The sequence below is a fragment of the Bradyrhizobium sp. B117 genome (genome assembly GCF_038969555.1).
GTDB lineage: Bacteria > Pseudomonadota > Alphaproteobacteria > Rhizobiales > Xanthobacteraceae > Bradyrhizobium.
In genome coordinates this window covers 823,889-837,182 of the sequence record NZ_CP152414.1, presented here as the reverse complement: position 1 = coordinate 837,182, position 13,294 = coordinate 823,889, and the positions used below count along the sequence as shown (strand labels likewise).

Sequence of the window (13,294 nt, the reverse complement as noted above, 5' to 3'; positions counted from 1 at the left end):
AACTGGAGTGATGACATGAAGTATCTCTTTGTCGCGCTAGCGGTCGGAGCTGCGGCGCTTGCCGGCGGATCTGCGGCGCACGCGGCCAACAACACAAGCGCGAAGCAAAGCGCGCGAGGAAGCCAGGCGACCGACATCAGCGCACAGCACCGGCACCATTATCACGGCCATCGCCATCATCATTGGCGCCCTCACCACGGCCATTATCGTCCGCACTACAGGAGCTACGGCTACTATCCGCGCCACCACGGCTATTACGGTGGCGGACCCTACGGATATTACGGAGGTGGCGGTCCCGGCGTGACGTTCAGCTTCGGCGGCAGCCGCTGGTAACGTAAAAGGCCCGCAGCGATGCGGGCCTCTCTTTCTCAATGATGGGCTGATCGTCATGGCCGGGCCTGTTCCGGCCATCCACGTTCTTTCCGGCGACCAAGACGTGGATGCCCGGGTCAAGCCCGGGCATGACGAAATAACTATGCCCGCAGGATCAGCCTAGCCGTCTCCAGCCCGCTCGCCAACGCCGCCTCGACCGTGCCCATGTCGCGGCCGCGATAGAGCGCTTCGCCGGAGAACAGCACGGGACCATCGGCGCGCGCGAGCATCGTCTGCGCCGCGCGCGTGCGCGGTGTTGCCCAGGAATAGGCGCCGCGGGCCAAGGGATCGTGCGCCCAATTGATCGCCGCGGCCGCGACGAGGTCGCGCGCGACCTCCTCGCGCGACAAGCCGAAGATAGCGGCGAGCGATTCGATGCCGGCATCGACGAGTCCCTGTGGATCGAGGCCTTGCAGTTCCGCCGTGCGCGGACCGCCGAACCAGCCTGTGAGCACGGGACGCTGACCCGGATATCGCGTCCACCACACCGGGATCGTTTCGCCCGACAGCAGGAAGGTCATGTCGGCAAGATCCTGCTTGCGCTCGCGCCACCAGGGCCGCGCGAAACGCAGCACGATCTTGATGACGTTGCCGAAGCCGATGTCGTCGCTGGCCGCCGCCTTTACGCGTGCACGCGCCGGCAGCGCGATGTCGCGGAGCAGCGGCAGCGGCACGGTGAGGATCACGCGATCGCAGCCATGCACCTCGCCGCTGGCGCAGCGAACGGCCAATACGTCGCCCTCCTCCGCGATGGCCGATACCATGCAGCCGAGACGGATCGTGGGGCCGTGCCGGCGGCACTCGGCCGCCAGAAACTCGATCAGCGCGCCATAGCCGCCATCGATGCGCGCCTGCACGCGGTGGCCGCCGTCCATCCATTCCTCGCGCAGCGCCAGAATGGAGGCGCATTCGGGATCTGCGGCGTCGTAGCCTTCGACCATCCGCTCGATCGAATGGCGCAGCTGCGCATATTCCTCCCCGGCGAAGTGACGGCGCAGGAATTCGGCGACGGTGAGGTCGTCCTTCAGCTCCCTGAGCACCGCATGAAGCTCCGCCTCATGCGGATCGCGGCGATCCTCGCGCGACAATTTTGTGCCGTCAAAACTCCGCTGCGTGCCTTCGATCTCTTGCAATGACAGTCCGGCCTCGCGCAGCAGAGCGCGTGTGACCGGCGCCTCGCCATGGACGAATTCGGCGCCGCCGTCGGCGGGATAGCCGAATTCCGACGCGGGCAGCGGATGGATTCGGCCGCCGCAGCGCTCGCGCGCCTCCAGGATCGTCACCGTCCGGCCCGCACGCGAGAGCTCGCGCGCCGCCATCAACCCGGCCGCCCCGGCGCCGACGACGATGATGTGCTCCGATCTGTCCGACATGCCGGCGCTTTATTTCGCTACGGCTTGCGGATCGTTCTTGATCAGATAGCGCAGCAGCAGCACACCGCCGCCGAGCTCCCGGGTGCTCTCCAGCGTCATCGCCGTGATCGGCGCGCGCTTGTCGCCATCCGCGTCGGTCGAATCGAACACGAACGGGGCGCCTTTCGCGCCATCGATCGCGGGGCTGAGGATCAGGTTGAATTCGTCGATGAGACCGGCGCGCAGGAACGCACCATTGGCGACACCGCCGCCTTCCACCAGGAGACGCTTCACCCCTAGCTCGCGATTGAGGATGTCGAGCGCCAGCACCAGGTCGATCTCGGACGCGCCGGCGAAGATGTAGGACACACCCTCGCCGCGGAGCCCGGCCAGATGCGAATCCGGCACGCCCTCGGTCAGCACCACCACGATCGGATCGCCGCCGATATCCGAACGGCCCCAACCGATCTTGCCCTGCGCATCGAGCACGACGCCGTAGCTCTTCACATCCGGCTTTTTGCCGTCGCCCCAGGCGAACCAGCTCTTGCGTGGAAAGGTCTCGGTGGACGCCGTGGGATAGGGTTTGCCCTTGGCAAACTCCGAGCCGGTGACGCGGCCGATCACCCAGGCATCGCCGCCGAGCTCGTCGTGAATCTTCTCGAACCAGTCCGTGCCCGCGCCCTTCGGACGCCAGCGGCTCGGATGCGTGCGGCCATCGAGGCTCGAGTGCATCAGACAGATGACGTAGGGCTTCATTGCAGTTCTCCGCTTGTCAGGCCGTCTCGCCGCCCTTGGCACGATCGGTGACGATCACCGCGAGCGGATTGAGCTTGGGCGGCGCGACCAGCTTGAGCGTGTTGCTGTCGTGATGGTTGAACGGCGCGCCGCGCACGAACAACTCGGTCTGGATCAGATAGCTCCAGCTTCCGTCCTCGTTGAAGGTGATGTCGCAACGGTAGGAATCGGTGCGGAAGGCCTGTTCCAGGAAATCGGTCGAGCAGATCCCGTAGGCGGTGTCGCCACGTTTCGCCGTGACGGAGATTGTCTTGTCATCCGGCTTGGCCTTGCCAGAGGCGAGCAGCACCTGCCCGCGCGGGATCGCCAGCGTCTGCATGATCAACCCAGTCGCGGGCTCCCACAGCCAGTAGCCGACCTGGTCATGGAAGGTGATGTCTTCCTCTGGCGTGTTGATGTGGATGTGATAGCGCAGGCCATAGAACAGCTGCGGGCCGTTGGCCTGCGGATCGATCGGGTCCATCCGGATGTGCTCGATGAAGGTCCGACGCTCCGGCCCTTCCGCCTTCGGATTGATGTCGATGCCCTTGTCCGCCTGCCAGGTGCCGGCGAGCCGGCGGAGCGGACCAAGATTGGCAAGGGCGTCAGGCGAGACGTCCTCGGGCTCGGTGAAGATATCAGCGGGAATGGGAAGCATGGGGGCCTCGCGGGAAGTTGCTGAGGCAGCAATAGCACGGAGACGGGTACCTGGCGCGTGCTCGAGCCTCACAATCGCGAATGGACGTCGGCGCCCCGCGCAGGTGATCGTCGGGCTTCAAGGGAGTTCGCCAAGGGAAATACGACGACCGACGGCCAGGGACTTCCACGGCCGCCGACACAACCCGAAGCCGATCCCGCCAACTGCAGCCGCGCTACTTCAACGCCAGCCCGCCGCCAACGCGATGCTGCTGCAATACGCCGAAGTCTCACCGGTGCGCCAGCCGGTGACCCGTCCCGCCTCCTTGCACTCGTCGTAGCTCTTGTAATTGCCGACGTTTCGGCACGTGGCCGAGTACACGCCGCCCGAGGCGTTGCAGCCGACCCAGGGCTTGTCGCCTGTTTTGAAGCTCGATTGGCAGCCGCCGGCGCAGCTGCCCGTTTCGCGCTCGAGCTTGGCGAGCTTCGCGACATCCGACATCGGCGCTGCGGGGGTCACTGCAACGGCTCGGGGCGCGGCGATAGACCTCGTGCTCCGGATCGTCGGGTGATGCGCCGCCCTGTGCGGCCTCACCACATGCTTCGGCGCCTCGACCATGACGCCGGGAAGCTGGGTGTCTGCGGGTGTCGGTTGCGACATTGCCGGGCCGCCGAAGGCGCACAGCAGTGCAATGGACGAGATGGCGACAGCGGGACGCGCAAGGAAGCGAGACGAGATTCGCATGGACCTGTCCTTCCAAATGTGGGGACAGTCAATTCCATCCCCCGAATGGAAAGTTATCACGTGCGAAATGCAGTTGCATCGCTGAATCATGCAACTAGCTACGGGCCAGGCTGCGCGCGATCAACGATGCACCCGCCTGGCGCGGGTTCAGCCTGCCTTCGAACCGGTGACGGCAGCAAGCGCCTCGACGAGCCGGTCGAGATCGGCCTCCTCGGTGTAGAGCGACGGCGTCACGCGGATGCATTGACCCCTGGCGACGCCCGCGCGGCGAACCGTCAGGACCTTGTGGGTGTCCCTGAGCTTCGCCACGGTGGCGTCATTGTCGGCCTTGCTCGTCTTGCCGGCCAGGCGGAAGGACGTGATCGCACCATACAGGCCAGCCTCGTCCGGTGTCAGGATCTCGATGTCCTTGAAGCCCCTGCTACGACTGACCCAGTAGTCGCGCAAATAGCGCAGGCGGGCCTGTTTCGCCGCAGCACCGATCTGCTGATGGAGCTCGACCGCCGCGGGTACCGTCAGCACCGTCGCGAAATTGACCGTGCCGGTGTGCACCCGCGAGCGGATGTCGGTTTCCGGGAAATCCTCGTCACCGAGGTCGCGATCAATGTCGGCGAGGCGGCCCTTCTTGATGTAGAGGAAACCCACGCCGAGCGGCGCACCGATCCATTTGTGCAGGTTGAAGCCGGCAAAATCGACCTCGAGCTCGCTCACCCTAAAGTCCAGCTGGCCCCAGGAATGCGCGGCGTCGACGATGACGTCGACGCCCTTCGCCCTCGCCATGCGGGCGATCTCGGTGACCGGCATGATGAGGCCGGTGCGATGGCTGACATGCGTGAGGAGGAGAAGCCTGGTCTTCGGATTTGCCTCGAGGGCGCGGGCATAGGCGTCGAGCACGGCCTGACGGGTGGCCGGCTCCGGCACCTCGAACTTGACCACGTCGACGCCGCGGCGCGCCTTCAGCGCGTTCATGGCATATTGCATCGAATCGTAATCGAGGTCGGCGTAGAGCACGCTGTCGCCGGGCCTCAGTCTGTTGTAGCCGCTGATCAGCAGCTGCAGCGCTTCGGTCGCGCCCCGGGTGAGCGCGATTTCCTCCGGCGCAGCTCCGACCGCCGCCGCCACCTTGGCCCGCACGGCCTCGAAATCCGCGCCCGCCCGCTGCCGCGCGTAATAGGTGTTCTGATAGTTGATCATGTCGGACAGGCGGATGAACTCGCGCCGCACAGGCTCGGCCATGATGCCCCAATAGCCGTTCTCCAGATTGACGACGTCGGGCGTCACGGCGTAGAGCCCCTTCACGGCCGTCCAATAGGCCTTGTCGGTGGCGACCACGGCCGCCGACCCGGTCGGCTGCACCGGCAGGCCCTCGGTCGCCATGACCGGCGCCGCCAGCGGCGCGACGGCTGCGGCCGCGAGGCCCTTCAGGATCGACCGGCGGTCGGAAGAAATTGCCTTGATCAGATGCATGTCCGCCCTCCGCGATGCGCGGCGAAGGGAGAGCAGCAATCCATGGAACGCCGATGACAGGGCGACGACAGTCTGACGACGCCGGGCGTGCCCGTCGACCGGAGACCGCTCTCAGGCCGCCTTCGACATCGATCTCGCACGCTGCTCGAGCACGCCGATCGTCGCGACCAGATTGTCGCGTCGCCCGCGAAGGGTCAGCGCGAGCAGCGGATAGGCCGGCTGCTGCACGTCGAACACCCCGGCTTTCGCCTCTTCTTCGAGAATGTCGGTGTTGAGCAGCCGCACACGCCACCACAGATCGGCGATCAATCCATCGAGCCGAAGTTCATCGGCAGCACCAGAACGGGACACTTCCTGCATCGCTTTGCCTCAACCTGAAACGGTCTCCATGCCGGGACCGGGCTTTGGTCCTGACTGAGCAAGCGGAGTGCCAGGAATGGGCGGATGGGATCGGGTACAGCGAGCTGCTGTTATGCTTAATATGGCGGCGTGAGCGCTCGGCATGGTGGTCCGGCTAAATCGCGGTCGGAGAAGCCCGTTTTCCCATTGGAGCGGTCGAATTCGCGAGACCAGGCCGGGCTTTTGGCCGAATGGGATCGCGATTTCACACGGGAGAGGTCCCCCTTGTGCGGCCACGCACAGGATCAATCGGCGACAATCGGCCCAAACGCCTCCCATCGGGCACCAGTGAAGCGCATCATTCGGAACTCCTTGACCACACGATAGTCGGCCACGCCCGTGTTGACGGAGAGCCCCGGGAGCAGCAGATCAAGTTTCACGCTTTTCAGGTTCGTCGCTTGCGCCATGACATTCTCGCGCGAGAGGTCGTCACCGCATTGCTTCAAGACCTGGACCAGCAGCTCGGCGGCGCTATAGCCATAGACCGTGAAGATGCTTTTCCGGTCGCCTCCCGGATAGTAGCCGTCCATGAAGGCGCTCCAGCGCTTCATGCCTTCGTCATCACGCCAGGTCGGGTCATCGGCCTCCTTGAACGAGCTCGCCGAGATGATGCCCTTTGCGTTCTCGATACCGGCGGGGCTCAGGACCGCGTCGATCGAGGACGAACCGACGCCGAGGAGATGAACCGGCTTCCAATCCAGCTCTGCCATCTTTCTGATGACCTGGGCGGCGAACTTCGAGGCAGCCATATTGACGAGAACGTTGACGCCGGCCGCCTTGAGGCGCACGACCTGCGAGTCGACGGTCGGGTCCGTCACATCGTATGAAACGTCACTGATGATGAGTTCGGCTGCCCTTGCGCCGAGTGCTTCCTTCAAGCCGGTCAGATAATCCCTGCCACTCTCATCATTCTGGTAAAGCAGGCCGATTCTGGCATTCGGATAGTTATCCAGGATGAAGCGCGCGTAAACGCGAACCTCCGTGCGCAGATTGGGAGCAAATCCCATCGTCCAGGGGAAGTTGACCGGATCCTCGAAACGCGTCGACCGCCCGGCCACGAAAAGCTGAGGGATCTTGCGGTCATTGAGATATTTCTGAACCGCGATGTTCGAGGCGTTGCCGAGCGTCTCGAATGTGAACAGCACCTCGTCGCTCTCTATGAGCTTGCGGACCTGCTCGACTGTCTTGGACGGCGTCGCCGCATCATCGTAGGAAATCAACGTGATCTTGCGCCCATTGACGCCGCCATGATCATTGATCATGCGGAAATAGGCCGCCTGCACCTTGCCGATCACCGAGGATGCCGAAAGCGGACCGCTATAGGGCATCGTCTGGCCGATCTTGATCTCGGTATCACTTGCGCCAGGACCATATTGATGGCCGCCAAATTGACGATCACCAGCAAGCAAAGGGGGCGTGATGAAAAGTCCGGCCACAAGGATTGCCGCTCTGGCAGCATTCGTGCGCAAGCTCTTGCTCATCGCTGCAACCCATCGCTGGAGCGGAGCTCGCGGATCCGGGCGCCGTTCACGACATGCATGCTTCCTCGCTGGCTGAAGAGCGAACTCATCGCGCCGCCCGCGAGAAAGCTGTTCAGCCGGATGGGATCAGAGCAGGCCAGCGCTGTCCAACGAGCCCTGCCCGCAGTGCGCTAGGAAATCTTCCCGATGTTCGGCAAGCCTACGATCGGCAACAGCCAGCAGCGTTGGGGCGCAGCACCTGCTCGGTACGCTGGAAGAATATCTTGCCAGCCTCGGTCAGGCCGCGATGCCGAGTGCTGCGGTTGAACCGCCGCACGCCGAGTTGCGCCTCGAGCTCGCCGATGTCGCGACACCGAGCCCGGCGCTGTGGCCGGCCGCAGAGAAGCTCTTGCGGATGGTGCTGACAAACAGCTCCATGGCCTGAAGGCGATCCATCGATCTTTTCATATTTTGCAAAAGAGATGCTCAGACTCCGCCAATGGTTGGAAAAGACTCAAGTCTGTAGCCTTCGGTCAACATGGCCATAAACGGCCGCGCTGCAACGGGGAGGACTGCATCCATGGAATTCGGGCTCTTCGTCCTGTCGCAGCGGCGCGGCTATCATCAGTCCTCGCGGCAGGTGAACAAGAACACGGTCGCGCTCCTGTTTCTCGTCGCCGCGACGACGCTGGCGCTCCAGACGGGCGCCGCGGGGGCCCAGACCGCCGCGGAATCCTGGCCGAACCGCGCGATCACCTGGGTGGTCCCGTTCGGGGCCGGCGGCGTCACCGACCTCGTCTCGCGCAAGATCGCGGAGCTGCTGCGGACGCGGCTTGGGCAGCCCGTGGTGGTGGAGAACCGACCCGGCGCTGGCGGGACCATCGGGACGGAGTTCGTTGCCCGGGCCCAGCCCGACGGCTACACCGTGCTCTACGCCTCCGGCGGACCGATGACGATCCAGCCGAACCTGGGGATGGCGAAGCTCAACTACGACCCGCTCAAGAGCTACGTCCATGTCCGCGGAGTGAGCTCGGCGAACCAGATCCTCGTCGCGACCGCAGCAGCGCCCTACAGCACGCTTGCTGAGTTCGTCGCCTACGCGAAGGCTAACCCGGGCAAGGTCAATTTCGGCTCCCCCGGCCCCGGCACCGCCCAGCACCTTGCCGGCGAGATGTTCCAGGCGGCCGCCGGCATCAAGCTGACCCACGTGCCCTACAAGTCGGGCTCGAGCCAGATGACCGACATGATGTCGGGCATCCTGGACGTCTCCTTCGATTACCTCGCCGTGCTCAGGCCGCTGATCGACACCGGCAAGGTCAAGGTGCTCGGCACCACCGGCACGGCGCGGCTGGCCGCGCTGCCCGACGCGCCGACGGTGCTCGAGGCCGGTTACCCGGACGCCGTCAGTGTCGGCTCGACCTGGGTCTCGGTCCCGGCCGGGACCGACCCGAGAATCGTGGGCAGGCTCTCCGAGGCGCTGACCGCCGTGCTCGCCGACCCCGGCATCGTCGCGGACCTCGCCACCAACGGCCAAGTGTCGATCGCTGACAAGGGGCCAGCCGAGATGGGCCCGTTCATCGTCGAGGAGACCGCACGCTACAAGCGGGTGATCGAGAGCGCGGGCATCGCCGCGCATTAGCGCAGGCGCACGATTGGGTAGATCGCGCACGCGAAGGAGTGGCCGTCGGCTACATGCTGCAAAAGGATCTGCTGCTGCCGTGGCGCAGCGTGCTCGACAACGTCATGCTCGGGCTAGAGATACGCAAAACGCCCAAGCCGAGCGCGAGATCGGAAATCGAACCACCGACATTTGGTGGGTAGAAGTCATGGTGCCCAGGGGCGGAATCGAACCACCGACACTGCGATTTTCAGTCGCATGCTCTACCAACTGAGCTACCTGGGCGTGCTGAGCGAAGGACCCAAGGCCCATCGAGCGGGCGGTTTATAGTGGGCTGAGAGCGGCCTGTCCACCCGGCTTCGCCAAGAGGCTTCGCCGGGCGCGGCCCGGCTGTGTACAAGCTGGGGCTGGCTTGCCGCGGCTGGCGCGCGGCGCGGCCGTCGCACGGCCAAGATATTGATATTACTTGTCTATTCGACGTCATCGACCTCGTCGTCGCGGCCGGGGATGACGTAGGAGCCTTTCAGCCAGCGGTTCAAATCGACGTCGCGGCAGCGCGAGGAGCAGAACGGGCGGGTGGCATGCTCGGTGGGCTTGCCGCAGATCGGGCAGGTTTTGAGCGGGCCGGTGGGCTTTTTGACCAGGTCGTCCATGACGGGCGCAGCTTACACGGGGTGGAGGACTTTAAGCGCCGGTCGGCGCTCAGGTTCCGGGAGCAGCGGCGCAGGCGTCCCCGCCGGGGTCCGGCCGGGCCATTCTACTGTGCATGGGGTTGTTTTCGAGATTTTTATCGGCGCGCTCACACCGCGGTGGCGTTGAGCCAGCCGAAGCGGATCGGAAAGCCCTCGCCGCCGAGCAGGGTCGTGGTCTCGTAGAGCGGCAGGCCGACGACGTTGCTGTAGGACCCGACCATCTTCACCACGAACGAGCCGGCGATGCCCTGCACGGCGTAACCACCGGCTTTGCCGCGCCATTCGCCGGAACCGATATAGGCCTGGATGTCGTCCTCGGAGAGGCGCTTGAAACGGACGCGGGTCTCGACCAGGCGCTGGCGGAACGCCTCGCGCGGCGTGACCAGGCAGATCGCGGTGTAGACGCGGTGGTTGCGGCCCGACAGCAGCCGCAGGCACTGCGCGGCCTCGTCCACCAGATTGGCCTTGGGCAGGATGCGGCGGCCGACCGCCACGACCGTGTCGGCGGAGAGGATGAAGGAGCCGCGCAGCTCGTCGTCGAGCTGCACCGATTTGAGCGCCGCGTCGGCCTTGGCCCGGGCAAGGCGGTTGGCGCAGGCGCGCGGCAGCTCGCCCCGCCTCGGCGTCTCGTCGACGTCGGCCGGCCGGAGCGCATCCGGCTCGATGCCGGCCTGGTTGAGCAGCGACAGGCGCCGCGGCGAACCGGAGGCAAGTACGAATTTGGGGCGGCCGAGCATCAGGTGATTTGGGGGATGAAGCGGGGTGAATTGCGCGCGGAACCTATCGGAAGGGGGCTGATTTCACAACCGGGAACCCGAGCTTAGGTGATTCGAGGCTTCCGATAAGCGTGTGCCTGCGCTCTGTGACGCGGGTGTTACGGACCCTCGATGCTACCCGCTCGCCGCGCCCGCCTTGGCGAAACGCCGGCGGATGCGCATCAGGAGCTGGTCGCAGACGTCGCGGTAGGCGGCGAGCTTCTGGTCGCGGCTGCCCTCGATGGTGGTGGGGTCGTGCGTCGGCCAATATTCGACGTCGGCGGCGAGCGTGCGGGTCAGCTCCAGCGCCTTGTGGTGCGCTTCGGGCGAGAGCGTGATGATGAGATCGAAATTGAGCCCCTCCCAATCCTCCAGCTCCTCGAAGGTCTGCGGCTTGTGGATGGAGATGTCCTGGCCGAGCTCGGCCATCACCGATACCGCGAACGGATCGAGCTCGCCCTTCCTGGCCCCGGCCGACTTCACGTAGAGGCCTTGCGGAAACATGTGCCGCAGCAGGCTCTCGGCCATCGGCGAGCGCACGCTGTTCATCGCGCAGGCGAACAGCACCGATTGCGGATCGCGTGCGCGTGAGGGCGCAGCCATCCGCGATCAGCCTTTCCAATGGAGAACAGTAATGAGCGTGAACAGCCGGCGCGAGGTCTCGAAATCGACCCGCACCTTGCCCTTCAGCCGCTCTTGAAGCGTGCGCGATCCCTCGTCATGGATGCCGCGGCGGCCCATGTCGATGGCCTCGATCTTGTCCGGCGTCGCGGTGCGGATCGCCTGGTAGTAGCTGTCGCAGATCATGAAGTAGTCTTTCACGATCCGCCGGAACGGCGTCAGCGACAGCAGATGCGCGACCACGGGCGCGCCGTCCTCGCGGCGGATGTCGAACATCAGGCGGTTGCCGGTGATGCCGATATGCAGCGTGAACGGGCCCTGCCCGTCCGCGCCATCGGGCGCGAACAGATTCTGCTCGATCAGATCGTAGATCGCGATCGCGCGCTCATGCTCGATGTCGGGCCCGGAACGGCCGATCGAGTCCTCGTCGAGCGTGACGCCGACGATACGGTTCTGCGAGTCGTCCTGTTCGGGCGGCTTTGTCATGACAGATTGAGGCGCAATCCAATCGAGCGCGAATGGGCGTCCAGTCCTTCCGCTTGTCCGAGCGTCATCGCGGCAGGTCCCAGCGCACGCAACTGGTCCGGCCCGCATTTCAGGATCGAGGTGCGCTTCATGAAATCGTGCACCGAGAGGCCTGAGGAAAACCGCGCCGAGCGCGCCGTCGGCAGCACATGGTTGGAGCCTCCGACATAGTCGCCGATCGCCTCGGGCGTGTGCGCGCCGAGGAACACGGCGCCGGCATTGCGGATCCTTGCGGCGAGCGCGTCGGGATCGGTGGTCATGATCTCGAGATGCTCGGCCGCGATCGCGTCCGCGAGCGGGATCGCGTCGGCGAGAGTCTTCACCATGATGATGGCGCCGAAATCGGCCCAGGAGGCGCTGGCAATCGCGGTGCGCGGCAGCGTCTTCAGCTGCGCTTCGACGGCCTTTTCGACGTCGGCGGCGAGCCGCGCCGAGTCCGTGATCAGGATCGATTGCGCGCTGGCATCGTGCTCGGCCTGCGCGAGGAGATCCGCGGCGATCCAGTCGGCATTGCCGGTATCGTCGGCGATGACCAGCACTTCGGAAGGGCCGGCGATCATGTCGATGCCGACCTTGCCGAACACCAGCCGCTTTGCGGCGGCGACATAGGCATTGCCGGGGCCAACGATCTTGGCGACCGGCGCGATCGTCGCAGTGCCGTAAGCGAGCGCAGCGACAGCCTGCGCGCCGCCGACGCGGTAGATCTCGGTGACGCCGCCGAGATGGGCTGCCGCCAGCACCAGCGGATTGAGCTTGCCGTCGGGCGAGGGCACCACCATCACGAGGCGCGACACGCCGGCGACTTTTGCCGGCACCGCGTTCATCAGCACCGAGGATGGATAGGCCGCGGTGCCGCCGGGCACATAGAGGCCGGCGGATTCGATTGCGGTGTAGCGCCAGCCGAGCTCGACACCGAGCGGATCGGTGAAGCGCTCGTCCTTCGGCAGCTGACGGCTGTGATAGGTCTCGATGCGGTCACGCGCCAGCTTGAGCGCATCCAGCGTCGCGGCATCGCAGGCCTTCACCGCGGCCTCGATCTCGGCGGCGGTGACGCGCAGGCCGGATGCATCCAGCGTCAAGCGATCGAACTTGGCGGTGGCCTCGAGCAGGGCCGCGTCGCCACGTTTGGCGACATCGTCGACGATCGCGCGCGCGGCGGCCTCGACGTCGGCCGATACCTCGCGCTTGGCGGCGAGAAAGGCCGCGAATCGCTGGTCAAAATCGGCGCTGCTGCGGTCGAGACGAACGGGCATTTTGGCTTGGCTTCCGGCTGGTCTTTTGGGGCGGATTGGCTCACCCGGCCCCCTGCTCAATGGCGCGGCGGGAAAGCGGCGTCAACCCTTGCTCGGTGCCGCTCCGGCGAACGCCTGAGCCGGCTCGGCTGGTATACAGGGGACCTCACCCCTCCCCCTCGATCTCCAGTCCCGTTCCCAGTTCGTCCGCCCCAAGATCGGTCAGCTCGCATTCCAGGCATTCGACGTCGAGGCGGATGGCGCCGCCCTCGGCAAACAGCAGCAGGGCGCTGCCGCTCGGCTCCTCGGCGCGGCCGTCCTGGGGGTGAAACTCGATGCCGACGAGGTCCAACACCTTGTCCGGCGCGGCCAGATCGATGTTGCGCGACTTGCAGGCGAGCACGCGGTCGAAGCGAAGCGCGGCGACCAGCCGGCGCGGCTCTGCCTCACCCGCGAGCGTCTGCTCCCAGTCGAGCCGGCTCATGCCGACCACCAGCCGCTTCTCGCTCTGCCGCCAGATGATGTCGGAGGCCTGCACGCGGGCATCCTGGACATGGGTCGAGATCACGGCGAGATCGTCGGCATCGAGCGCGATCATCTTGAGCTGGGGAGACATCGCTGGCGCTTCTCCTTCAGGACGGACAGT

The 13,294-nt window shown here is 65.5% G+C and carries 16 protein-coding genes, 1 tRNA gene and 1 pseudogene; 3 read left to right on the top strand and 15 right to left on the bottom strand.

The window, feature by feature from the left end; translation table 11 throughout:
- The first annotated feature begins 15 nt into the window (after positions 1 to 15).
- Positions 16 to 333 (top strand): hypothetical protein, encoded by a 318-nt coding sequence (locus AAFG16_RS04045; RefSeq protein ID WP_342737499.1) that lies wholly within the window; start codon positions 16 to 18, stop codon positions 331 to 333.
- A gap of 140 nt (positions 334 to 473) precedes the next feature.
- Here AAFG16_RS04045 and AAFG16_RS04040 read toward each other — a convergent pair whose 3' ends face one another.
- The 8 genes from AAFG16_RS04040 to AAFG16_RS04005 all read right to left on the bottom strand — a co-directional run bounded on the left by AAFG16_RS04040 (position 474) and on the right by AAFG16_RS04005 (position 7,661).
- Positions 474 to 1,745 (bottom strand): NAD(P)/FAD-dependent oxidoreductase, encoded by a 1,272-nt coding sequence (locus AAFG16_RS04040; RefSeq protein ID WP_342737497.1) that lies wholly within the window; start codon positions 1,743 to 1,745, stop codon positions 474 to 476.
- 9 nt (positions 1,746 to 1,754) lie between these two features.
- The gene (locus AAFG16_RS04035) at positions 1,755 to 2,480 is read right to left on the bottom strand and encodes a dihydrofolate reductase family protein (protein WP_342737495.1); all 726 of its coding nucleotides are present in this window, start codon (positions 2,478 to 2,480) and stop codon (positions 1,755 to 1,757) included.
- 16 nt (positions 2,481 to 2,496) lie between these two features.
- Entirely contained in the window at positions 2,497 to 3,156 is a 660-nt protein-coding gene (locus tag AAFG16_RS04030; protein WP_342737493.1) for a heme-binding beta-barrel domain-containing protein, read from the bottom strand.
- Between the two features lie 219 nt (positions 3,157 to 3,375).
- On the bottom strand, positions 3,376 to 3,879 hold the full coding sequence (locus AAFG16_RS04025) for a hypothetical protein (RefSeq protein WP_283083564.1): 504 nt from the start codon (positions 3,877 to 3,879) through the stop codon (positions 3,376 to 3,378).
- A gap of 147 nt (positions 3,880 to 4,026) precedes the next feature.
- Complete coding sequence (locus AAFG16_RS04020; protein WP_283083563.1) at positions 4,027 to 5,346, bottom strand: aminotransferase class V-fold PLP-dependent enzyme; 1,320 nt, start codon at positions 5,344 to 5,346, stop codon at positions 4,027 to 4,029.
- 111 nt (positions 5,347 to 5,457) lie between these two features.
- Positions 5,458 to 5,706, bottom strand: coding sequence for a hypothetical protein (locus tag AAFG16_RS04015; protein ID WP_283083562.1), 249 nt, complete (start codon positions 5,704 to 5,706; stop codon positions 5,458 to 5,460).
- A 284-nt stretch (positions 5,707 to 5,990) separates the two neighbouring features.
- Complete coding sequence (locus AAFG16_RS04010; protein WP_283083561.1) at positions 5,991 to 7,226, bottom strand: ABC transporter substrate-binding protein; 1,236 nt, start codon at positions 7,224 to 7,226, stop codon at positions 5,991 to 5,993.
- Between the two features lie 276 nt (positions 7,227 to 7,502).
- Positions 7,503 to 7,661, bottom strand: coding sequence for a hypothetical protein (locus AAFG16_RS04005; protein WP_283083560.1), 159 nt, complete (start codon positions 7,659 to 7,661; stop codon positions 7,503 to 7,505).
- Positions 7,662 to 7,785: 124 nt separating this feature from the next.
- Here AAFG16_RS04005 and AAFG16_RS04000 point away from each other — a divergent pair, with 124 nt between their 5' ends.
- Positions 7,786 to 8,844: a tripartite tricarboxylate transporter substrate binding protein gene (locus AAFG16_RS04000; protein ID WP_342737489.1), complete on the top strand. Its 1,059-nt coding sequence runs from the start codon at positions 7,786 to 7,788 to the stop codon at positions 8,842 to 8,844.
- Positions 8,845 to 8,888: 44 nt separating this feature from the next.
- Positions 8,889 to 8,969, top strand: a pseudogene (locus AAFG16_RS03995) (spermidine/putrescine ABC transporter ATP-binding protein); the annotation flags it as partial.
- Positions 8,970 to 9,032: 63 nt separating this feature from the next.
- On the opposite strand, the gene AAFG16_RS03990 reads toward AAFG16_RS03995, so the two are convergent.
- The 7 genes from AAFG16_RS03990 to AAFG16_RS03960 all read right to left on the bottom strand — a co-directional run bounded on the left by AAFG16_RS03990 (position 9,033) and on the right by AAFG16_RS03960 (position 13,264).
- Positions 9,033 to 9,108: transfer RNA gene (locus AAFG16_RS03990), tRNA-Phe, on the bottom strand.
- Between the two features lie 185 nt (positions 9,109 to 9,293).
- Positions 9,294 to 9,476, bottom strand: a complete 183-nt coding sequence (gene yacG / locus AAFG16_RS03985; protein ID WP_027561446.1) for a DNA gyrase inhibitor YacG — start codon at positions 9,474 to 9,476, stop codon at positions 9,294 to 9,296.
- Between the two features lie 146 nt (positions 9,477 to 9,622).
- A complete protein-coding gene (locus AAFG16_RS03980) occupies positions 9,623 to 10,252 on the bottom strand; it encodes a Maf-like protein (RefSeq protein ID WP_283083558.1) in 630 nt (209 codons plus the stop codon).
- Positions 10,253 to 10,405: 153 nt separating this feature from the next.
- The gene (locus tag AAFG16_RS03975; RefSeq protein ID WP_342737486.1) at positions 10,406 to 10,873 is read right to left on the bottom strand and encodes a low molecular weight phosphatase family protein; all 468 of its coding nucleotides are present in this window, start codon (positions 10,871 to 10,873) and stop codon (positions 10,406 to 10,408) included.
- Positions 10,874 to 10,879: 6 nt separating this feature from the next.
- The gene (locus AAFG16_RS03970; protein WP_283083556.1) at positions 10,880 to 11,377 is read right to left on the bottom strand and encodes a UPF0262 family protein; all 498 of its coding nucleotides are present in this window, start codon (positions 11,375 to 11,377) and stop codon (positions 10,880 to 10,882) included.
- A complete protein-coding gene (gene hisD, locus AAFG16_RS03965; protein WP_342737484.1) occupies positions 11,374 to 12,669 on the bottom strand; it encodes a histidinol dehydrogenase in 1,296 nt (431 codons plus the stop codon). Before hisD ends, AAFG16_RS03970 begins: the two co-directional genes overlap by 4 nt.
- Before the next feature lie 145 nt (positions 12,670 to 12,814).
- On the bottom strand, positions 12,815 to 13,264 hold the full coding sequence (locus AAFG16_RS03960) for a DUF2948 family protein (RefSeq protein WP_283083554.1): 450 nt from the start codon (positions 13,262 to 13,264) through the stop codon (positions 12,815 to 12,817).
- Positions 13,265 to 13,294 lie beyond the last annotated feature (30 nt).